The sequence below is a fragment of the Rhodococcus sp. C26F genome, assembly GCF_053345925.1.
The window spans coordinates 13085-35175 of sequence record NZ_JBKFBA010000024.1 but is presented as its reverse complement, the minus strand read 5'-3'; the positions used below and the strand labels follow the sequence as shown (position 1 = coordinate 35175).

The following is a 22091-nucleotide window of genomic DNA, read 5'->3' as shown; positions in this document are numbered from 1 at the left end:
TCCACCCCCGCTCGGCGGGGTCGGATCCACCGAAATCGGATCAGGCGGCGAAGGTCGGTAGCAGGGTTCGCGTGATGCGAGCGGGCCAGTCCTCGTCCACCTCGCCGCGACGCGCCTGCTCGGCGAAGTAGGCTCCGACCACGCAGTCCAGGAAGGTCTCCACATCGAGATCGGTGCAGACGGTTCCGTCGTCGCAGTGGCGTCGGATGGCCTCGGCGAGCATCTGCCGGTGGCGCATCAACAGAGATCGCATCAGCTCGGTGAACCACGGTTCCTGTTCGGTGACGAGCGCCGCGAGCCCACCGAGCCCGATGCCCTCGTCGACGGAGAGGCGGGACTGCTCCACCACCCACCGCAGGAGCTCTTCGGCCGTGGCCTCCGGTTCCGGGGGTGCCGGTCGGGTGAGGGGTTCCATCACCGCCTTCAGCATCTCGCTGCGATCCCGGTACCGGCGGTAGATCGTCGTCCGGGCCATGCCGGCGACGTTCGCGACCGCTTCGATCGTGACGGCCTTCGGCCCTTTCGTGCGCAGCAGCAGGAGCACCGTGTCGGCGATCCGCTGTTCGGGTGAGGGTGTCGTCGCGGCGTCCATCGCCTTCGGCCTCTTCTTTCGGGTGTCGGGTCGGCCGCTCCATCGAAGCATGGCATTCGGGCCGGAACGTCGATACAGTGGCTGTAGCTACAATACATGTAGCGTTTCGCTGTCAGGAGGTTTCGACATGTCCGTTCGCGCGTCCTGGGCAGGACGAATCGCGTTGTTCCTCGGTCTGCTCACCATGTCGTCGTCGTTCTGGGTGGAGACCACGGAGCCCGGTCGCGGCGCCACCCTCGGTCTGGGTGCTCTGGCGAGCATCTTCGCGCTGTGGTCGTTGGTCGCGCGCGATCCCACGAAGGATCACTGGGCGCTGTCCGTGGTGGGTCTGGCGATGCTCGTCTCACCGTGGGTCGGCCGCTTCGCAGGCGACGGCGCCTCGTGGATCGCGTGGATCTCCGGTGCGTCGATCATGATTCTCGGTGCCATCGCGTATCTCTCGGACGAGGCCGACAACGTGACCGAAGAGGTCGAGCGGTGGGAACGTGAGAGCTACGCGCCGACCGGCCGCGCCTGACGATCCGGCGCCTCGCCCACACTCGCGGGGCGGGTGGAATGATGCGGGGTGTTCGGCGACGAAGGGATGGGGCGACACATGATCGGGATCAGCCGCGACGGCGACGTCGTGACCGTGGAACTGCAACGCGAAGAGCGTCGTAACGCGCTCAACACGCAGCTGTGCGTGGAGATCCGCGAAGCGGTGGACAAGGCCGTGGCGGACGACGCGCGTGTCGTGGTGATCACCGGGCGGGGCACGAGCTTCTGCGCCGGGGCCGATCTCTCCGGCGACGTCTACGCCGAAGGGTTCACCGACAGCCTCGCCGAGATGCTGCGCACCATCGTGGAAGCCCCGATCCCGGTGATCGCGGCCGTCAACGGCCCGGCCATCGGTGCCGGCACCCAGCTGACGCTCGCGGCGGATCTGAGGGTCGTGGCGCTCACCTCGCGTTTCTCGGTTCCTGCTGCGCGCCTGGGCATCTCGGTGGATCGGTGGACGGTCCGGCGACTGGCCTCGCTCATCGGCGGCGGTCCGGCACGCGCGGTCTTCCTCGCCGCCGAACCCGTCCACGCCGAGGAAGCTCTTGCGCGTGGGCTCGCCAATCGCATCGGTGACCTCGCCGACGCGCAGGCCTGGGCGCACGAGATCGCGAAGCTCGCGCCGCTGTCGCTGAACGCGATGAAGTTGTTCCTCAACGACGACGGCACCCGCGACGAGGCCACGCCCGAGCAGACCGCCGCACTCGCCGCGGCGTGGCTCAGCGAGGACGCCCAGGAGGCCAGGCTCGCTCGTGCCGAGCGCCGCGACCCGATCTTCCGCGGACGATGAACATCCGGTCCGCCGTCTCGGCAGCGCTCGCCGGAGCGGGCACGCTGTGGGTCGCGCGCGCCGTGAACGGCCTGCCCGGTTCCATCGGCGCCTCGGTCTCCGACATCCGTCCCTACGCCGCCGCGTCGCCCCGCTACCGCGACGGTCGTTTCCACAACACCGACCCGGCGTCCGTGCTCGGCCCCGAGGCGGCGGGCGGTTTCGCGAAGGACCTGCTCACCCGCGGGTCGCGGGGGAGACCTCGCACCGAGGTGCCGTTGTCGACCTATCTCGCGCCGGTCGACGCGGCGGAACTCGCCATGACGTGGTTCGGGCACTCGACCGCCCTCGTCGAGGTCGACGGCTACCGGGTGCTGTGCGACCCGGTGTGGAGCGAGCGCGTGTCACCCTCACCGACCGTCGGCCCGGCACGTCTGCATCCGGCGCCGGTCGAACTGCAGACCCTGCCGCGCCTCGACGCGGTGGTGATCTCGCACGACCACTACGACCATCTCGACCGATTCACGGTCGAGAGCCTCGCCGTGCTGCAGCCGACCGTCCGGTTCGTCGTGCCGCTCGGGGTGGGCGCGCACCTGCGCCGCTGGCGGATCGCCGAGGAACGCATCGTCGAACTCGACTGGGACGAACACGTCGAGGTGGACGGCCTGCGCATCACGTGCACCGAGGCCCGGCACTTCTCCGGGCGCGGCCTGCAGCGCAACATCACGTTGTGGTCGTCATGGGTGTTCACCGGGCCGACGCGCCGGGTGTTCTTCGGCGGCGACAGCGGGTACACCCCGCGGTTCGCCGACGTCGGCGAGGCCTACGGCCCGTTCGACCTGACATTGCTGCCCGTGGGCGCCTACGACAAGCGATGGCCCGACGTGCACATGAACCCCGAGGAGGCGGTGCGCACGCATCTCGACCTCGGTGGCGTCGACCGTCGCGACAGTCTGCTGGTCCCCGTGCACTGGGGAACCTTCGACCTCGCCTTCCACGCCTGGTCGGAGCCCATCACCCGGCTGCTGCCCGCCGCGCGGGAGTCGGAGGTGACCATCGCGGTGCCGATGCCGGGTCAGCGGATCGACGTGTCGAAGTCCGATGCGTCGAAGCCCGTCGCGGTCGATCCGTGGTGGCTCACGTCGAGCTGATCCACCTGCCACGGCACCGGTTGTTCGCTTTCGTGCCCTAATCTGGTTCGTCATGGCAGTAGAAGAGCCCACGACGGTGGTGGGAACGGGCGAGGCACCGGTCCTCGCATCCGACCATGCAGCCACCGGGCTGTCCACCGAGCAGGTCGCCGAGCGTGTGGCACGTGGCCTCACCAACGATGTCCCCGACCGCGCGTCCCGATCGGTCAAGGACATCGTCCGGGCCAACGTGTTCACCCGGATCAACGCGATCCTCGGGGTGCTGCTGCTGATCGTGCTGGCCACCGGCTCGATCATCGACGGCATGTTCGGTCTGCTGATCATCGCGAACAGCGGCATCGGCATCATCCAGGAGGTGCGTGCCAAGCGCACCCTCGACAAGCTGGCCATCGTCAGCCAGACGAAACCCGTCGTGCGCCGGGACGGCATCGCCGCACCGATCGCTCCGCGCGAGGTGGTGCTCGACGACATCATCGAGCTCGGCCCCGGCGACCAGCTGGTCGTCGACGGCGAGGTGGTCGAGGCCCAGGGTCTCGAACTCGACGAGTCGCTGCTGACGGGGGAGTCGGATCCCGTGCACAAGGTGCCCGGCTCGACGGTGATGTCGGGCAGCTTCGTCGCCTCCGGCTCCGGCTCCTACCGTGCGACGAAGGTCGGCCGCGACGCCTACGCGGCGCGACTCGCGGAAGAGGCGAGCAAGTTCACGCTCGTGAAGTCGGAGCTGAACGCGGGCATCAACAAGATCCTGCGTTTCATCACCTACCTGATGATCCCCGCGGGTCTGCTCATCATCTACAACCAGCTCTTCTCCAGCGGCGAGTCGCTCGGCCCCGCGCTGAGCGGCATGGTCGCCGCCCTCGTGCCGATGGTGCCCGAGGGGCTCGTGCTCATGACGTCCATCGCGTTCGCGGTCGGAGTCGTCCGCCTCGGACGTCGTCAGTGCCTCGTGCAGGAGCTGCCGGCGATCGAAGGCCTCGCGCGCGTCGACGTGGTGTGTGCCGACAAGACCGGCACGCTCACCGAGAACGGCATGCGCCTGTCCGATCTCGAGCCCCTCGACGGCAGCAACCTCGACGAGGCCCGCGCCGCCCTGGCCGCGCTCGCGGCCGACGACCCGCGTCCGAACGCCAGCGTCCTCGCGATCGCCGAGGCGTTCCCCACCGCCCCGGGCTGGGGCGAGCCCACCGCGGTCGCGCCGTTCTCGTCGGCGAAGAAGTGGAGCGGCCAGTCGTACGGCACCCACGGCAACTGGCTGCTCGGCGCACCCGACGTGCTGCTCGACCCCGGCACCGAGGCGGCGCGACGCGCCGAGGAACTCGGCTCGAGCGGGCTGCGGGTGCTGCTCCTCGCATGCAGCGACCGCCCGGTCGACGACGAACTCGCCCCCGGCACGGTCACGCCCGTCGCGCTCGTCGTCCTCGAACAGCGGGTGCGCCCGGACGCGAAGCCGACCCTCGAGTACTTCGCCGGCCAGCAGGTCGACGTCAAGGTCATTTCCGGCGACAACGCGATCGCCGTCGGTGCGGTCGCCTCGTCGCTCGGCCTGCCGGGTAGCGCGTCTCCCATCGACGCGCGTTCCCTGCCGGAGGGCGAGAACGAACTCGCCGACGTCGTCGAAGGCTCGACGACCTTCGGCCGGGTCCGTCCCGATCAGAAGCGCTCGATGGTCGGCGCGCTGCAGTCGCGCGGTCACACCGTCGCGATGACCGGCGACGGCGTCAACGACGTGCTCGCCCTGAAGGACGCCGACATCGGAGTCGCGATGGGGTCGGGCAGTCCCGCGACCCGCGCGGTCGCACAGATCGTCCTTCTCGACAACAAGTTCGCGACGCTGCCCTACGTGGTGGCCGAGGGTCGCCGGGTCATCGGCAACATCGAACGCGTCTCCAATCTGTTCCTCACCAAGACGGTGTACTCGGTGCTGCTCGCCTTCCTGGTGGGCGTGTCGGGTGTGCTGTCGCAGGTGTTCGACTTCGAGCCGTTGCCCTATCCGTTCCTGCCCCGGCACGTGACGATCGCGGCGTGGTTCACCATCGGCATCCCCGCCTTCCTGCTGTCGCTGGCACCGAACAACGAGCGGGCACGCTCGGGCTTCGTCTCCCGCGTGATGCGACTGGCGATCCCCTCGGGCGTGGTCGTCGGTGTGGCGACCTTCGTCTGTTACGTGCTCGTCTACGCCGGCCCGGAGCAGACCGAGCAGCAGAAGATCCAGGCCGGTACCTCGGCCCTGATCACCCTGCTGATCATCGCGCTGTGGGTGCTCGCTGTGGTCGCCCGCCCGTACCAGTGGTGGAAGATCGTGCTGCTCGCCGGTTCGGTGCTCGGCTACGTGATCCTGTTCTCCGTGCCGTTCACCCGGGAGTTCTTCGCGCTCGATCCGTCGAACGTCGGGTACACGACGATCGCGGTGACGTGCGGGCTGATCGGAGTCGTCCTGGTCGAGGCCCTGTGGTGGGTGTCGGGGCGTCTGCACGGGGAGCGCCGCCGCCTGTTCGCCGCCCCCGACGATCTGCTGCCGGGCGTACACTGACCCGCAGCGCACGGATGGGTGCGCCCGAACCTCACGGCGATCCGACGAGGGAAGGACCGAACGATGGGTTTCATGGATTCGGTGAAGGGCCTTGTGAACAAGGGCAAGGACTACGCCTCGAAGAACCCCGACAAGGCCGACCAGTTCATCGAGAAGGCCGGCGACCAGGTGGACGGACGTACCGGCGGAAAGTACGCCCAGCACGTCGACAAGGCGCAGGACGCCGCCCGCAAACATCTGGGTACCACCGGTAATCCCGCTCCGGGAGCGCAGCCGGAGCCGGGCGGGCAACCGGGCCCCGAGGGCGGCCCCGGGCCCGAAGCGCAGCCGGGACCGCGTCAGCCCTGATCACGACAGGTACGGCAGTACGGTGTCGCCGAAGGTGTCGATGAACGGACGCTGATCCGGCCCCACATGGTGCAGATAGATCTCGTCGAAACCGAGTTCGGCGAATTCGCACAGGCGGTCGACGTGTTCGGCGGGATCGTCGGACACGATCACCGCGCCCTCGAGGTCGCCGTCGTCGAGTTCGGCGGCATGGGACTCGAATTCCTCGGGCGTGGCGAGTTCTGCCATCAGTTCCGGCGGTAGGGCGTTCGTCGCCCACTGTTCCCGCGCGATCTCCCGAGCGCGTTCCCGCGTGGGCGCCCAACTCAGATGGACCTGCAGCACGGTCCGTCCGCGTCCGCCCCCGTCGCGGTAGGCGCCGAGGATCCGCCGCAGGTCTTCGAGCGGGGCGTTCACGGTGACGAGACCGTCGACCCGGTCGGCGAAACGACCGGCCGTCTCGGGAGTCAGTGCGGGAAGCAGCATGTCGGGAGGAGTCTCCGGCCGGTCCCAGACCCGTCCGCGGTCGACCTCCACCGCGCTGTCGTGGTCGACGACTTCGCCCGCGTGCAGGCGCCGCACGATGTCGAGGCTCTCACCGAGGAGTTGCTGCCGTTCCTCCTTGGGTGGCCAGGCGACTCCGGACATGCGTTCGTTGCAGTGCTCGCCGCTGCCGAGTGCGAACCAGAAGCGCTGCGGGAACATCGATGCCAGAGTGGCGGTGGCCTGGGCGGTGACGACCGGGTGGTAGCGGAAGCCGGTCGCGGTGACGACGCCGAAACGTAAGTCCGTGGTGGCCAGGGCGGCTCCGAGCCACGACCATGCGAACCCCGAGTGTCCCTGGCGGTGCGACCACGGTTCGATGTGGTCCGAGCACATGGCCGCCCCGAAACCGGCCGCTTCTGCGAGCCGGACGTCCTCGAGCAGGCGGGATGGGGACGCCTGTTCGTGCGAGGCGTGAAAACCTATCAGCGTCATACCTGTCCGCTCCTCCGGTCGATCGGCGATCAGTACTTCTCGATGAGAGTCAGTGCAGCCGTCATGAGTGCGAGATGGCTCAGTCCCTGAGGGAGATTGCCGAGGAAGGTGCCGTCCTCGGCGATCATCTCCGAGTACAGGCCCACGTCGTTGGCGAGGGGTACGAGTTCGCCCATCAGTTCGGTGGCCTCGTCGGTCCGTCCCGTCTCGGCCAGCGCCGCGACCATCCAGAACGCGCAGGCGACGAACGTCCCTTCCTCCTTGTCGGCGCCGCTGAACCGGTAGAGCAGCGGCCCGCGACCGAGTTCCCGTCGCAGGGCGCCGCAGGTGGCCTGCATGCGCGGACCCCGGTCGTACCCGCCGACGGCTCCGAGCAGGACGGACGCGTCCAGTCGATCGGTGCCGGGATAGGCGGTGTAGCAACCCAGTTCGTCCGACCAGCAGTTCTCCTCGATCCAGTCGCGGATGAGATCGCGTTCGCGCCGCCAGCGATCCGCCGTCCCCGGGATCTGCCCGACCTCGGCGAGACGGACGGCGCGGTCGAGCGCGTGCCAGCAGCTCATCTTCGAGTTCGTGTAGTGCTCGCGGTCGAGCAGCTCCCAGATGCCGTGATCCGCCTGCTGCCAGACATCGCAGGTGTGGTCGGCGATGCGGGCGAGCAGACGCGCGGTCGCGATGTCGAGCACGTAACCCTCACTGCTGTAGAGGGTCACGATCTCGAACAGGTCGCCGTAGATCCCGAGCTGCAATTGGCCTGCGGCCCGGTTCCCCTCGACCACCGGGCCGATGCCGCGCCAACCCGGAACGTCCAGTCGCCGTTCGTCGTCGGGTGTTCCGCCGTCGAGCCGGGTGAACACCTCCGCGTCGGCGCCCTGATCGCGCACCACGCGGAGCAACCAGCTCATCGCGGCGTGCACCTCCTCGCGATCGCCGAGACGGATCAGCGCGTGCAGGGTATAGGCGGCGTCGCGCACCCAGGCGAAACGGTAGTCCCAGTTCTTCTCGCCGTCCGGGCTTTCCGGAACGGACGTCGTCGCCGCTGCGGCGATCGCACCCGATCGGTTCTGCAACAGTTTCAGTGCGAGCGCGCTCCGGATCACCGCATCGGCCCACGGCCCGTCGTAGTGCAGGAGCGACGACCACTGCTTCCACCGGTCGACGGTGCGCTCGATGTTGGCGTCGATCGCGTCGGCGTCGGGCAACGGCAGGGGTTCGTTCTCCGTCGACAGCACGGCGATCAGGTGCCGGGATCCGGCCGAAGTGACGAAGCCGCCGCCGATCGAGCGGTGCTCGATCATCGGTTCGCCCGTGCCGGACGTGCGTACCCCGATGCTCACGGTCCCCACGCGCAGGACGGGGCCGTGTTCGGTCCTGTCGCACCAGGGCTGGTACCGGCCCAGTCCGGTGCCGGGGACGACCGTCCAGCGCATCGCGACCTCGCCGTCCAGGCCCTCGACGCGGCGGGCGAGCTCACCCCAGGGCAACCGCCCGGCGACGCCCGTATCGATCGAATCGGTCACGCGGACCCGGCCCTGTGCGGTGGTGAAGACGGTGCTCAGCACGTTCGTACCCGGCACGTATGCGCGTTCTACGGTGAACTCGGCGACAGGCTGCAACTCGACGGAACCGCCCGCCGGTGCATCGAGCAGTCGTGCGAAGACCGGGTGCGAATCGAGGAGCGGAACCGGATACCAGTCCACCGAGCCGTCCTCGGCGACGAGGGCGACGGTGTCACCGTCGCCCAGCGCGGCATAGGTGCGCAGGTCCGCATAGCCGTCGTCGTCGCGAGCTGGGATCACACGCACTCCTCGCTGGGCCGGGTACACGGCGGTCGATCGGTTGCATACCCCGGCCGGATCGGTGCAAACGACCTGCACGTTCGCGACGGCCGGCCGCCGGCTGTGTCACCATCACACCGTGAACCGGACACCTGGCACGGTGCCGTCGCGATGAACGGCGCGTGGATCCTGCTGGTCGTCATCGCCGGGATCGCGGTGACCGCCGTCGCGTCGCGACGCGACCTGCAGGCCCCACTCGTGCTCGTCGCCGTCGGCGCACTGGTGTCGTTCGCGCCGGGTCTGCCGCGGCTCGAACTGGATCCGGACGTCATCCTCGGGGTCGTCCTGCCGCCGCTGCTGTATTCGTCGGCCCTGCGGTTCTCGGTTCCTACCTTCCGACAGTATCTGCCGTCGATCCTGCGGCTCGGGATCTACACGGTGCTCGTCACGGCGTTCGTCGTAGCGTGGACGGCGTCCGCGATGATGACGGCGCTGACCTTCGGTGCGGCGCTCGCTCTCGGCGCGGTCGTCGCACCGACCGACGCGGTCAGCGCCGTCGCCGTGGGGCAACGGCTCGGACTGCCGAAACGGGTCATCGCGGTGCTGACCGGGGAAGGTCTGGTCAACGACGCCACCGCCCTGACCCTGTTCACCGTTGCGATCTCGGCCGTCACGGGAACGCACATCCTCGCTGATTCGCCGGTCCTGTTCTTCCTCTACGAGGTCGCGGGCGGGGTCGCTGTCGGTCTGGCGCTCGCGTATATCGTCCACCTGATCCGCGCCCGGATGTACGACTCGCCGCTCGAGACCGTCCTGGGGCTGGTCCTGCCGTTCGCGGCCTACCTCGCCGCCGAGGAGGTCCACGCCTCGGGAGTGCTCGCCGTGGTCGCCGCCGGACTGTTCCTCGGGCACCGCGCCACCGAAGTCTCGGTGAGCACGCGGCTGCAGGAACGCGCGGTGTGGAAGAGCGTCGACGTGGTGCTCGAGACCTTCGTCTTCGCCTACATGGGTCTGCAATTCCGGTTCGTCCTCGACGACGTCCGCGACAGCGGTACCGACCTGCATGTCGCATTGCTGGGCGCGGTGGTGATCCTGCTCGTCGTCATGTTCGTGCGACCCGCGTGGGGTCTGCTGCACTGGGGGCGGCGCGCACTCGTGCGCCGCGCCGGATCCGAACGTCTCGGCCGCGACCAGCTGAATTTCCGGGAACACGTCGTGGTGTCCTGGGCGGGCATGCGGGGAGTCGTCACTCTCGCGGCCGCCGGCGGAGTGCCCGTGGTGATCGCGTCGGGTGCCGACTTCCCCGGTCGCGAGATGATCCAGATCTCCGCGCTGGTCGTCGCCATCGGCACACTGCTCATCCAGGGAGCGACCATGCCGTGGCTCATCCGCAGACTCGACGTCACCGACCCCTACGAGCGGCTGCGGACCGAGGAACAGATGGCGGTGGCCCGCAGGATCTCGGCGGAGTCCAGCGACCGTGTGCTCACCGAACTCGCCGCACAGCCGCCCGACGGTGTGGATCCGGAGATTTACGACAGGCTGCTGGCCAAAGCACGCACGTCGCTCCGGTCGCGGCAGGAGGCAGAGACCGTCGAGGACGCGGCTGCAGACGCGGGCGCGCGACTTGCCGCGCTGTTCGACGACATCCGGCGAGCGTCCCTGCGGGCGCGACGACAGGATCTCATCGACGCACGTGATCGTGGGGAACTCGACGACGAGATTCTCCGCGACGTGCTGGAGAGTCTCGATGTCGACGAGGCAGCCGTCGAGGAACGCATCCGCCGCCGCCGTCGGGACGGCAGTGCACACCAGTAGGACGGCAGTGCACACGGTAGGACGGCAGCGCGCAACGGTCAGGACGACAGCGCGCAACGGTAGACTTTCCGCAAGTGAACACCCCGCACGGCCCGGAACAGGTGCCGCACGATCCCCGCGCCGACGTCTCCGTCCGCTTCGCTCTCCGGTCGCCTGCTCGGCTGAAGACCGAACTCCTGGCCGGTCTGGTCGTGGCGCTCGCCCTGATTCCGGAGGCGATCGCGTTCTCCGTGATCGCGGGTGTCGATCCCCGGGTGGGCCTGTTCGCCTCGGTGACCATGGCGATCACCATCGCGATCGTCGGGGGACGGCCTGCGATGATCTCGGCAGCGACGGCGGCGGTGGCGCTCGTGATCGCTCCGGTGTCCGAGCAGTACGGTGTGGACCATCTCATCGCGACCGTGATCCTCGGCGGCATCTTCCAGGTGCTGCTCAGCTTCCTCGGCGTCGCCAAGCTCATGCGTTTCGTGCCGCGCAGCGTCATGGTCGGCTTCGTCAACTCGCTCGCGATCCTCGTCTTCGTCGCCCAGATTTCGCATCTCGTGGACGTGCCGTGGATGGTCTATCCGCTGGTGGCGGCAGGTCTGCTGGTGCTGGTGCTCCTCCCGAGGATCACCGAGGCCGTGCCGGCTCCGCTCGTCACGATCGTGCTCCTCACCGTCGTGACGGTGGCCTTCTCGCTGAACGTGCCGGATGTCGCGGACCAGGGTGAACTGCCCGAGAGTCTGCCCTCGCTCTTCTTACCGGACGTGCCGCTGACCTTCGAGACCCTCCGGATCCTCGCGCCGTACGCGCTCGCGATGGCCCTCGTCGGGCTCATGGAATCGCTGATGACGGCCAAGCTCGTCGACGACATCACCGACACCCGGTCGGACAAGACCCGCGAGGGCTGGGGTCAGGGCATCGCCAACATCGTGACCGGATTCTTCGGTGGCATGGGCGGCTGCGCCGTCGTCGGCCAGACCATGATGAACGTCAAGGTCTCCGGGGCACGGACCCGTCTGTCCACCCTGGCGGCCGGCGTGTTCCTGCTGATCCTCGTGGTCGCGCTCGGCGACATCGTCGGTCTGGTTCCGATGGCCGCCCTCGTCGCCGTGATGATCATGGTGTCGATCGCGACGGTCGACTGGCACAGCGTGCACCCGCGGACGCTGCGGTTGATGCCGCTCAGTGAGACCGTCGTCATGGTCGTCACCGTCGTGGCCACGGTGAGCACCGGCAACCTCGCGATCGGGGTGTCGCTCGGAGTGCTCACCGCGATGGTGCTGTTCGCCCGCCGGGTCGCGCACATGACCACGGTCGAGAGGACCCTCACGAGCGACGACACGTGCACCTACCGGGTCACGGGGGAACTGTTCTGGGCGTCGAGCAACGATCTCGTCTTCCAGTTCGACTACGTCGGCGACCCGGAGAACGTCGTCGTCGACCTCACCGACGCCGACATCTGGGACGCGTCCACCGTTGCCACCTTCGATGCAATCCAGCAGAAGTACGCGGCCAAGGGCAAGACGGTCACCATCGTCGGACTGGACGGTGCGAGCCTCGACCGCCTCCGCCGGTTGTCCGGTCGGCTCGGTGGGGAGCACTGACCGCGCAGGCGGGGAGCAGGCCGCCGTTGTCGAGGCGCAACTCGACGTCGGGTCGATTCGACGTAACGTGAGCGCATGATCGCGATCGAGCTCGCCGCGGTGGTACTGCTCCTGGTGCTGGTCGTGGTCTCAGTGGTGCTGTGGACCCGGCGAGTGGTCACCACACCCGCCGAACGTGCAGTCCACGCGACCCTGCACACGGCGTCCCTCGCGGCGCGTCCCCTGCGTGCCGGGCTCGACGCGTCGTCGGCGAAGGAGGCGGCTCCGCACCTGCGGATGCTGCTGGCCGAAGCACGCGCGGTGGCGCTGCTGGACGAGAACGGCGCCCTGCTCGCCTGGGACGGCCCGTTCGAGGAACTGACGGACGAGATGAACGCCGCCGCGGGCCGTGCCGTCGCCGACAAGCGCCGCGTGCTCGTCGGACACCACGACCTGCGGCGCACCCACGGCGACCTCGCAGCTCGCGCACTGATCGCCCAGCCGCTCGTCGTGGAGGACATGGGTGTCGCGGGGGTGCTCGGCGTCGTGACGACCGTCGAACCCGGCCCGGCGCTGCTCGGCGCGATCACCGAGGTGGCGCGGTACGCGTGCAGTCAGATCGAGCTGGCCGAACTCGATGCCTCCCGCGCCCGGCTCGACCGCGCGGAGGTCCGGGCGCTGCGCGCCCAGATCAGTCCGCACTTCATCTACAACGCGCTCAACACGGTGGCGTCGTTCGTCCGGACCGACCCCGACCGGGCCCGCGAACTGCTGCTGGATTTCGCCGACTTCACCCGCTACTCGTTCCGCGCGGCCGGTGAGTACACCCTGCTCGCCGACGAACTGCGCAACATCGACCGGTACCTGACGCTCGAACGTGCCCGCTTCGGCAACGCCCTCGAGGTGCGCCTGCAGGTCGCGCCCGAGGTGCTCAACGTGACGCTGCCCTTCCTCGCTCTGCAGCCGCTCGTCGAGAACGCCGTGCGGCACGGGATCGCGGGCAAGGAAACCCGCACGGGCACGATCACCATCACCGCGGCGGACGAGGGCACCGACTGCGTCATCAGCGTCGAGGACGACGGGATCGGCATGGACCCGGAACTGCTGCGATCGGGCACGCTCGACGCGATCGCCGAGAGCGAGCACGGCAGCGGTGTCCGCGAGTCCGCGCACGTGGGTCTCGCCAACGTCGACGACCGGCTGCGTGCGGCCTTCGGCAACGACTATGGCCTCGTCGTCGAGACCGCGCCGGGGGCCGGCACCCGGGTGAGCATGCGCGTGCCGAAGTTCAGGGCGGGTATCCGGCCGTGAGGAACACCCGGCATGGCACGATGGATTCGCCGTGAACGAGATCACAGACAACCTGACCGTGCTGGCGGTCGACGACGAACCGCCCGCCCTCGACGAGCTGGCCTACCTGCTGCGCGCGCAGGAGGAGATCGGCGTCGTACACACCGCGGGAGACGCGACGACCGCTCTGCGCGTGCTGCGCGACGGAGGCGTCGACGCGGTATTCCTCGACATCAACATGCCCGGACTCGACGGGCTGGAACTCGCAGGCATCCTGCGCAATTTCGCGGTGTCCCCGGCCGTGGTGTTCGTGACTGCGCACGACGATCGCGCGGTCTCGGCGTTCGACCTCGGCGCCGTCGACTACGTCCTCAAGCCGCTGCGGGAGGAACGACTCGCCGAAGCGGTCCGGCGGATCGCCGAACGCAGCCGGCCCGCCGCGCCGGCGACGTCCGACACGAGTCCGGGCGACGACGTGATCCCGGTCGAGCTCGGTGGGGTCACCACGCTCGTGCCGCGCTCGGCGGTCCACTGGGTCGAAGCCGAGGGCGACTACGCGCGACTGCACACCGCGACCGGTTCGCACCTGGTGCGGATTCCGATATCGACGCTCGAGAACCGCTGGGCCGATGCCGGCTTCCTGCGCGTGCACCGCTCCTATCTCGTGGCGCTGCCGCTCGTCACCGGTATCCGCAGTGTGGGTTCGGGTCTCGTCGTGTGCCTGCGCAGCGACAGCAACTCCCCGCCCGTCGAACTGCCCGTCAGCCGTCGGCACACGCGGGAACTCAAGGACCGGCTCATCCGCGGTCCGATGCAGTCGTGGACGTCGCGATGAGCACCACCGGTGGATCACCCCCGCAGCGGCAGCGTGTCGTCCTCGCCGAACGGCGCGGGGCGCGCATGGTCCGCACCCGGGTCGAGGTGCAGCAGCAGACCGAGGTCGGCGACGCGATGGTCCGCGGGCTGGTCCGTGCGCAACTCGGGCTCGCCCTTCGGGTCGCGTTGTTCACGGTGTGCCTGCTCGGCGCGATTCCGGTGCTGTTCCACGTCTTTCCTGCTCTCGCGGAGATGACGGTGCTGGGGATCCGCCTGCCGTGGGTGTTGCTCGGGGTGGTCGGCTATCCGATCCTGCTCGGTATCGCGTGGGTGTATCTGCGCCTCGCCGAACGCAACGAGCAGGATTTCACCGACCTCACCGACGATTGACGAGCCCATGAGTGGATCGATTCCCGTCGTCACCGTCGTCGGTCTCGTCGCCGCGGCGGTCGCCACCGTCGCGATCGGTGTGTACGGCGTGCGGATGGCGCGCACCACCTCGGATTTCCTCGTCGCCTCGCGCAGCGTCGGACCGCGCTGGAACGCCGCGGCGATCTCCGGTGAATACCTCTCGGCGGCATCCTTTCTCGGCGTGGCCGGGCTCGTCGCGAAGTTCGGCGCCGACGCGCTGTGGTATCCCGTCGGTTTCACCGCCGGTTATCTGGGTCTGCTGCTGTTCGTCGCTGCGCCCCTACGACGTTCGGGCGCGTACACCGTCCCGGATTTCGCGGAGTTCCGGCTGGGGGAGAAGTGGCTGCGCACGCTGTCGATGATGGTCGTGGCGATCATCTGCATCCTGTACCTGGTGCCGCAGTTCCAGGGTGCGGGACTCACGCTGAACATCCTTCTGGGAGTGCCCGACTGGGTGGGCGTCGCGGTGGTCGGCGTGATCGTCGTGGCCAACGTGGTCGGCGGCGGGATGCGGTCGATCACGTTCGTGCAGGCCTTCCAGTACTGGCTCAAGCTCACGGCTGTCGCTCTGCCTGCTCTGGTCCTCACGCTGCACTTCGTCGGTGACGACCGGGGTGTCGACGAGCCCGTGCCGCCCACCGTCACCGAGACCACCACCGTCGATGTGACGATCGACGTGGTCGTGCAGGTCGCCGAAACGCTCCCCGTCGTGGCGACCGGGGAGATCGACGGCCGGCCGGTCGCGGGTGTCTTCGAACTCGAGCCGGGGGAGCACGTCCTCGGGGCCGGAACCGAACTGGTCCTCGACGCCGGGTCACCGCTGCCGGTGGTCGCCGGTGCGCCGACCGACAACGACAGTTGGGCGTCGCCGGGGGCCGGATTGGGGGCGAGCAGCGAACATCCGTTGTTCCAGGTCTACTCGCTGATGCTCGCCACCTTCCTGGGAACCATGGGCCTGCCGCACGTACTGGTGCGCTTCTACACGAACCCGGACGGTCGCGCGGCGCGCATGACGTCCTTCGCCGTGATCGGGCTGCTCGGGCTGTTCTATCTGTTCCCGACGCTGCTCGGGGTGTTCGCGCGCCTGTACGTCCCACAGTTGCTCATCACGGGACGGTCGGACGCCGCGGTGCTGCTGCTGCCGGGATCCGTGCTGTCCGGATGGGGTGGACAGCTGCTCGCGGCGCTCGTCGCCTCGGGCGCGATCGCGGCCTTCCTCTCGACGTCCTCCGGGTTGCTGGTCAGTGTCGCGGGCGTGCTGTCCACGGACGTGCTGCGCGGACGGGTGCGCGACTTCCGGATCGCGGCGGTACTCGCGGGCGTGGTGCCGCTCGTCCTGGCACTGTCGGTGACTTCCCTCGACCTATCGCGTTCGGTGGGGCAGGTCTTCGCGATCGCCGCGTCGACGCTGTGTCCGCTGCTGGTGCTGGGGATCTGGTGGCGCGGCCTCACCGCGGTCGGTGCCGCGGCAGGGATGGTCGTCGGTGGTCTCGTCGCGGGTGGCGCCGCCCTGGCGACCGTGCTGCTGCCGATCGATCCGTCGGTGGCCGCCGGGTGGCCGACGGTGCTCTCCGCCTATCCGGCGGCGTTGAGTGTGCCGCTGGCGTTCGTCACGATGATCACGGTGAGTGTGCTGACGCGCCGGCGGATCCCTCGCGACGTGGGCCGGACGTTCTCCCGCATGCATGTGCCCGAGCGACTCGGCATGGGCCGCGACCGTGAACTCGGTGCGTTCGGCGACCGTGGACGGGGACCCGGGGAGAGGCGCCGTTCGTCGCGGTGAGGCGACCGTTCGTCGCACGAGGACACCCCTCGTCGTTCCGCCCGTTCCGGACTCTGTCCGTGTGACTGCCGTCTCATTAACGTTGTGATCATCCTCACCTCACACGACTACCAAGGAGTCGGCAGTGACCACAGCACCACTCAGCGAGAGTGGCGTACCCCAGCAGCGGCGGATACCGACGCCGCAGGAGTTCGTCACGATGCAGGAGAGCCCGGAGTTCCAGGAACTGCGCAGCCGCCTGCGCCGTTTCGTGTTCCCGGTGACGGCGTTCTTCCTGGCCTGGTACGCCCTGTACGTCCTGCTGGCGACCTACGCCGACGAGTTCATGGCGACGAAGGTCATCGGCAACGTCAACGTAGGGCTGATCCTGGGTCTCGGTCAGTTCGTCACGACCTTCGTGATCACCGCCGTGTACGTGAAGTTCGCCGGCCGTGAGCTGGATCCGCGTTCCGCCGCGATCCGCGAGGAACTGGAAGGACCGCAGCAGTGACCGTTCTTGCGCAGGGTGGGACCGACGTCGGTAACCCGATCCTCAACATCGCCATCTTCGTCGCGTTCGTCGTCGTCACGATGGGCCTGGTCATCAAGGCCAGCCGCACGACGAAGAAGGCTTCCGACTTCTACACCGGCGGCGGCCAGTTCTCCGGCCCGCAGAACGGTTTCGCCATCGCCGGTGACTATCTGTCGGCCGCGTCGTTCCTCGGTATCGCCGGGGCGATCGCCGTCTACGGTTACGACGGCTTCCTGTACTCGATCGGCTTCCTGGTCGCATGGCTCGTCGCCCTGCTGCTCGTCGCCGAACTGCTCCGCAACACGGGCCGGTTCACGATGGCCGACGTGCTGAGTTTCCGGCTCAAGGAACGTCCCGTGCGTATGGCGGCGGCGCTCTCGACCCTCGCGGTGTCGCTGTTCTACCTGCTCGCGCAGATGGCCGGCGCCGGCGGACTGGTGGCGCTGCTGCTCGACATCGAGGGCAAGGTCGGCCAGGGCATCGTCGTCGCGGTCGTCGGTGTGCTCATGATCGTGTACGTGCTCATCGGCGGCATGAAGGGCACGACCTACGTGCAGATGGTCAAGGCCGTGCTGCTCATCGCCGGCGCAGGCTTGATGTTCGTGCTCGTTCTGTTCGCCGTGCGCGGCAACTTCTCGCAGCTGCTCGCCGACGCGCAGGCGATGGTGTCGAGCTCGTCGAACGAAGCGGTTGCGCAGCGTGACGTGCTCGCCCCTGGCGCCAAGTACGGCATCAGCAACATGTCGCAGATCGACTTCCTCTCGCTCGGCCTCGCGCTGGTTCTGGGTACCGCGGGTCTCCCGCACGTGCTGATGCGCTTCTACACCGTGCCCACCGCCAAGGAAGCTCGTCGCTCGGTCACCTGGGCCATCGCGCTCATCGGCGCCTTCTACCTGTTCACCCTGGTCCTCGGTTACGGTGCCGCGAAGGTGGTCGGCCCCGACGCGATCCTCGGTGCTCCCGGCAAGGAGAACGCGGCGGCCCCGCTGCTGGCCTTCGAACTCGGTGGAACGCTGTTCCTTGCGATCATCTCGGCGGTCGCCTTCGCGACGATCCTCGCGGTCGTCGCCGGCCTGGCCATCACCGCCTCGGCGTCCTTCGCGCACGACATCTACGCCAGCGTCATCAAGCGTGGCAACGCCACGGAGGACGAACAGGTTCGGGTCTCGCGGATCACGGTCGTCGTGATCGGTCTGGTGTCGATCGTCCTCGGCATCCTCGCCATGGGGCAGAACATCGCCTTCCTCGTGGCGCTGGCCTTCGCGGTCGCCGCCTCGGCGAACCTGCCCACGCTGCTGTACTCGCTTTTCTGGCGGAAGTTCAACACGACCGGCGCCCTGTTCAGCATCTACGGTGGTCTGATCAGCTGCCTCGTCCTCATCGTGTTCTCCCCGGCGGTATCCGGTGCCCCGTCGGCGATGTTCCCGGACGTGGACTTCTCGTGGTTCCCCTTGTCGAACCCGGGCATCGTGTCGATCCCGCTCGCGTTCGTCCTCGGGGTCGTCGGCACCTTCGTCGGACGCCGCAAGCAGGAGGACCGGTACAAGCAGGCGGAGATGGAGGTCCGCTCGCTCACCGGTGTCGGTGTGGAGAAGGCCGTCTCCCACTGATTCTCTGCGTCGCGGTGGCCCGCTCCCGATCCGGGGGCGGGCCACCGTCGTGTCGCGGGGCCCCGTCCTCGGAGCCGACCGTCTACTGTTGCGGACCATGGCGAAACTCGAAGTGTCCACCGACCTTCCGCTCGACCCGCACTCCGCCTGGGAGCACGCCTCCCGCCTCGAGTCGTTCGGGGAGTGGCTGAGGATCCACGACGGGTGGCGCAGCGACCTGCCGGACACCCTCGCCGAGGGCACCACCCTGCAGTCGGTGGTGTCGGTCAAGGGCATGCGCAACCGCGTCACGTGGACCATCGTCGAACTGGACGCGCCGCACCACGTGGTGTTGAAGGGGACCGGCAAGGGCGGCACGAAGTTCTCCATGCGACTCGCCGTCGCAGCTCGCGGGGACGGTTCGACGCTGTCGATGAAGATCGACCTCGGCGGTGCGCCCCTGTTCGGTCCGATCGGATCGGGGGTTGCGCGCGCCCTGCACGGCGACCTGCAGTCGTCGCTCGACACCTTCGCGCGCCGCTACGGCGGGAACTGACGCCTCCGGCGCAGCGTGAACCACGGACGGCTTCGTGGTGGCCCAACCCGATCTCATCGAGTCGGGACATGATGATCCGATGCGGCTGCGCTCCGACGGTGCAGCCGCTCCACGCCGCTTGCGTACCAACGCTTACCGAAGATCAGCGCCACGATCGCGAGTGCGTACACCAGCGGGGTCAGTTGCAGCGCAGCGAGCAGACCCAGACGGTCGGCGAGGATCCCGACGACGAACGGTCCGGTCGCCAGCCCCAGGACGTTGTTGGCGACGGTGAGAGTGCCGAGCGCGGAAGCCCGCACCGACTCGTGGGTCAGCCGTGCCACCATGGCCGCGGTGGGACCCGAGGACCCGGCGGCGAAGAATGCTCCGATCCCGATGAGAGTCAATTGCGCCGAACCGGGTGCCAGCTGGAATCCGATGCCGAGGGACACGAGCGATACGAGGCAGAATGCGATGGCGCTGGTCCACTTCGCCGACGGGTTCGTGCGGCTGACCCGGTCGGTGATCATCCCACACACCACCATGCCGGTGCCGATCAGCAGGACGAAGATCGATGCGACCATCCCGGCCTTGTCCGGGGCCAGACCGTACTCGCGGTTGAAGAAGCTGGGCGTCCATGCCAACAGCACCGCGGCGGTGAACATCTGCAGGCCGCCCCCGAGGTAGGCGCACCAGACGGCTGGGCTGGTGAACAGTGTGGAGATCGGTACCCGGATCGGGGGTGACGAATCCGGACGAGGAGACGGCTCGATCGGCGTGTCCTGACCGACTTTGTGCGCCGCCAACCTGCCTTCGGTGACCAGGGTGCGGAACAGGGCGACGAGGATCAGGCCGAGGACCGCCATGGCCGCGAACGACCACCGCCAGCTCAGGTGCACCGCGATGACGCCACCGAGCGCGACGCCGATGACCGAACCGAACGAGCCGCCGGCCATGAAGGCGCCGCTGAGTGCGGAATGGACCCGCGGGACGAAGACGCTCAGGATCACGGCGATGCCCACGCTGCCGTAGGCGGCCTCGCCGACTCCGACCAGGAAGCGGGCGATGAGCAGCTGTTCGTAATTGGCGGCCACGGCGCAGAACAGCGTCGCGATACTCCAGATCACCGCCATCAGGGTGAGGCTCCGCACCCGGCCCCACCGATCGGCGAGGAGCGACAGTGGGAAGGTCAACAGGCCCACCATCAGGGCGACGATGCTGGTGAGCGACGCGAGTTGCGAATCCGACAGTGCCCAATCCGCTTTCAGGAACGGGAAGACCGCGCTGAGCACCTGGCGCGACATGTAGTCCGAGAGCAGCAGTGCGAACGTCAGCGCGAAGACCAGCCAGGGATACGCGATCCGTCGGCGTGGACGCCTCTCGGGTGCGGGGTGACCGGAGTACGTGTGGACGCCCGGAGATTCGGGGTCGAGTTCGGCAGAGGTGCCGATCGGAATGGGGAGAATTCCCATGGGAGCTCCTCGGTAGGAAAGGGGTGGGTCAGGAACCGATGCTGCGGACCCGCTGGGCCTCGAGTTCCTCCGCAAGGATCGGGACACCGAGATTGCAGGCATGGATTCCGAGAACGCTGACCATCTGCAGCACGGTGAGGATCTCCTCGCGGGAGACGCCGAGGTCGAGCGCCGCCCGGATGTGCCGACGTACACCGGGGGCGTACATGTGGGTCGCAGCGGCGTCGATGGCGATGCTGAGCAGTTCCACGAATCGGGGAGTGAATACACCTCGCCGGTGAGGGAGGGCGTTCATCGCCATGAATTGCTCGGTCCACTCCGGGTCCCAATCGGACAGTTTGTCCCACAATGGGTTCCACTGTCCGTCTCGGCGCATGGCGTCCAGGGTCGGGGTCGGATCGGGTTCTGTCGTCACGCGACACTCGTTTCATGCGAAAGAAAGGGAGAGGTGGCAGGGTATGCATGCCGGTCCACGATTGTCGTGGTGCACATCACAATAATCGGTGTGCGACGTGCTTACTTATCCCTACGGGACACAGCTCTGTCCATTTCGGGACACTCAGGCTTCGGATCGCTTGCGCCATTCTCGGGGAGTCATGCCGAAACGGCGGGTGAACCAACGCGAGAACCCGCTCGGGGCCGAGAACGACAACATTTCCGAGATCTCGGCGAAGGTGTGGCGCCCGCTCGTCACCAGTCGCTGGGCGAGTTCGGCCCGGGTGTCGTCGACGACCCGGGTGAAGGTCTGTCCCGATCCGGCCAGGTGCCGGTGAACGGTGCGGCGATCCACACCGAGACTCGCTGCCACCTGGTCGACCGAACAGCGCCCGGTCGGTAACAGCAGTTCGACGAGCTCCCGGACCCGCCGTTCGAGCGCGGGGGTCTCGGATGCCGAGAGGTCGTCGAGGATCTGTTGCGAATAACTGCGGAGGACAGGATCGGAGAGGCGATTGGGTAGATCCAGATCGCCGGTGTACACGACGATTCCGGAATACTTGCCGTCGAAGACGAGGGGCGCGTCGAAGACGCGACGGTGCGTGCTGTCGTCGCCGGGCCGGCCGTGTTCGAAACACACCGATACGGGTCGCCAACGGTCGCCGAGCAGATACTGCAGAAGTTGGTGGATGACGGCGACCGCGAGTTCCGTGGCCTGACGCACGGGCATGGGTTCACCCGGTTCGACGCGTAGGACGATCGTCGACAGCCCGTCATGTTCGGTGACGTCGATGAACAGCGCCTCGTTGTACGTGTGCTGGAAACGGATCAGCATGCGCAGGGCGCTACGGGCGTTCGGTTCGTCGCGGATGGCCACGCTCAAGGGGCCGAGGGTCGACAGGCGTCGCCGTTCGGCGAGTCTCAGCGCGAAATCCTGGTGGGCGGTGACGGCAGCGGACAGTTCCAGCAGGCGGACGATCGACGCCGCCGGTACCCACCGGTCCTGCAGGTCGAGTCCGGACGGATCCAGCTCGACGCTGCGCAACAGCTCGATCGGGTCGACCGAGAGCGAGCGGGCGAGTTCGACGAAACCCGTCAGTGTTGCGTAGCGCGCCAACGGCTTCGGCAGCGTCATCGCGCATCTCCTCGATCTCCCGGCGACCGGAAGGACTGTCCCCGAATGACAACGAATATGTCCCGT

General features: G+C 68.2%; 20 protein-coding genes. 14 read left to right on the top strand and 6 right to left on the bottom strand.

Going from position 1 to position 22091, the window contains the following annotated elements:
* Positions 1-40: 40 nt before the first annotated feature.
* Positions 41-592: a TetR/AcrR family transcriptional regulator gene (locus ACLBYD_RS20705; RefSeq protein ID WP_447817911.1), complete on the bottom strand. Its 552-nt coding sequence runs from the start codon at positions 590-592 to the stop codon at positions 41-43.
* Between the two features lie 127 nt (positions 593-719).
* On the opposite strand from ACLBYD_RS20705, the gene ACLBYD_RS20700 reads away from it, so the two are divergent.
* The 5 genes from ACLBYD_RS20700 to ACLBYD_RS20680 all read left to right on the top strand — a co-directional run bounded on the left by ACLBYD_RS20700 (position 720) and on the right by ACLBYD_RS20680 (position 5927).
* Positions 720-1109 (top strand): SPW repeat domain-containing protein, encoded by a 390-nt coding sequence (locus ACLBYD_RS20700; protein ID WP_120281581.1) that lies wholly within the window; start codon positions 720-722, stop codon positions 1107-1109.
* Positions 1110-1187: 78 nt separating this feature from the next.
* Positions 1188-1919, top strand: coding sequence for an enoyl-CoA hydratase (locus ACLBYD_RS20695; RefSeq protein WP_447817910.1), 732 nt, complete (start codon positions 1188-1190; stop codon positions 1917-1919).
* Positions 1916-3049, top strand: coding sequence for an MBL fold metallo-hydrolase (locus ACLBYD_RS20690; protein WP_447817909.1), 1134 nt, complete (start codon positions 1916-1918; stop codon positions 3047-3049). The genes ACLBYD_RS20695 and ACLBYD_RS20690 overlap by 4 nt, the downstream gene beginning before the upstream one ends.
* Before the next feature lie 52 nt (positions 3050-3101).
* Entirely contained in the window at positions 3102-5579 is a 2478-nt protein-coding gene (locus ACLBYD_RS20685; RefSeq protein WP_447817908.1) for an HAD-IC family P-type ATPase, read from the top strand.
* Positions 5580-5642: 63 nt separating this feature from the next.
* Positions 5643-5927, top strand: coding sequence for an antitoxin (locus tag ACLBYD_RS20680; protein WP_447817907.1), 285 nt, complete (start codon positions 5643-5645; stop codon positions 5925-5927).
* On the opposite strand, the gene ACLBYD_RS20675 is transcribed toward ACLBYD_RS20680, so the two are convergent.
* A complete protein-coding gene (locus ACLBYD_RS20675; protein WP_447817906.1) occupies positions 5928-6884 on the bottom strand; it encodes a TIGR03885 family FMN-dependent LLM class oxidoreductase in 957 nt (318 codons plus the stop codon).
* A gap of 29 nt (positions 6885-6913) precedes the next feature.
* A complete protein-coding gene (locus tag ACLBYD_RS20670) occupies positions 6914-8683 on the bottom strand; it encodes a glycoside hydrolase family 15 protein (RefSeq protein ID WP_447817905.1) in 1770 nt (589 codons plus the stop codon).
* A 150-nt stretch (positions 8684-8833) separates the two neighbouring features.
* Between ACLBYD_RS20670 and ACLBYD_RS20665 the strand changes: the two genes are divergently transcribed.
* The 9 genes from ACLBYD_RS20665 (at position 8834) to ACLBYD_RS20625 (ending at position 19004) form a co-directional block, all read left to right on the top strand.
* Positions 8834-10480, top strand: coding sequence for a Na+/H+ antiporter (locus ACLBYD_RS20665; protein WP_447817904.1), 1647 nt, complete (start codon positions 8834-8836; stop codon positions 10478-10480).
* A 74-nt stretch (positions 10481-10554) separates the two neighbouring features.
* Complete coding sequence (locus tag ACLBYD_RS20660; protein WP_447817903.1) at positions 10555-12069, top strand: SulP family inorganic anion transporter; 1515 nt, start codon at positions 10555-10557, stop codon at positions 12067-12069.
* 75 nt (positions 12070-12144) lie between these two features.
* A complete protein-coding gene (locus ACLBYD_RS20655) occupies positions 12145-13359 on the top strand; it encodes a sensor histidine kinase (RefSeq protein WP_447817902.1) in 1215 nt (404 codons plus the stop codon).
* Between the two features lie 31 nt (positions 13360-13390).
* A complete protein-coding gene (locus tag ACLBYD_RS20650) occupies positions 13391-14173 on the top strand; it encodes a LytR/AlgR family response regulator transcription factor (protein WP_447817901.1) in 783 nt (260 codons plus the stop codon).
* A complete protein-coding gene (locus ACLBYD_RS20645; RefSeq protein ID WP_217580127.1) occupies positions 14170-14544 on the top strand; it encodes a hypothetical protein in 375 nt (124 codons plus the stop codon). Before ACLBYD_RS20650 ends, ACLBYD_RS20645 begins: the two co-directional genes overlap by 4 nt.
* Before the next feature lie 7 nt (positions 14545-14551).
* A complete protein-coding gene (locus ACLBYD_RS20640; RefSeq protein WP_447817899.1) occupies positions 14552-16348 on the top strand; it encodes a sodium/solute symporter in 1797 nt (598 codons plus the stop codon).
* A 124-nt stretch (positions 16349-16472) separates the two neighbouring features.
* Positions 16473-16838, top strand: a complete 366-nt coding sequence (locus ACLBYD_RS20635) for a DUF485 domain-containing protein (protein ID WP_060652036.1) — start codon at positions 16473-16475, stop codon at positions 16836-16838.
* Positions 16835-18469, top strand: coding sequence for a solute symporter family protein (locus tag ACLBYD_RS20630; RefSeq protein WP_447817898.1), 1635 nt, complete (start codon positions 16835-16837; stop codon positions 18467-18469). Before ACLBYD_RS20635 ends, ACLBYD_RS20630 begins: the two co-directional genes overlap by 4 nt.
* A 97-nt stretch (positions 18470-18566) precedes the next feature.
* Positions 18567-19004, top strand: coding sequence for a type II toxin-antitoxin system Rv0910 family toxin (locus ACLBYD_RS20625; protein ID WP_413768510.1), 438 nt, complete (start codon positions 18567-18569; stop codon positions 19002-19004).
* A gap of 53 nt (positions 19005-19057) precedes the next feature.
* Here ACLBYD_RS20625 and ACLBYD_RS20620 read toward each other — a convergent pair whose 3' ends face one another.
* From ACLBYD_RS20620 to ACLBYD_RS20610, 3 genes are all read right to left on the bottom strand, one after another.
* Positions 19058-20455: an MFS transporter gene (locus ACLBYD_RS20620; RefSeq protein ID WP_447817897.1), complete on the bottom strand. Its 1398-nt coding sequence runs from the start codon at positions 20453-20455 to the stop codon at positions 19058-19060.
* A gap of 28 nt (positions 20456-20483) precedes the next feature.
* The gene (locus ACLBYD_RS20615) at positions 20484-20870 is read right to left on the bottom strand and encodes a carboxymuconolactone decarboxylase family protein (RefSeq protein WP_138841829.1); all 387 of its coding nucleotides are present in this window, start codon (positions 20868-20870) and stop codon (positions 20484-20486) included.
* Positions 20871-21014: 144 nt separating this feature from the next.
* Positions 21015-22025, bottom strand: coding sequence for an AraC family transcriptional regulator (locus ACLBYD_RS20610; RefSeq protein ID WP_447817896.1), 1011 nt, complete (start codon positions 22023-22025; stop codon positions 21015-21017).
* Positions 22026-22091: the final 66 nt, after the last annotated feature.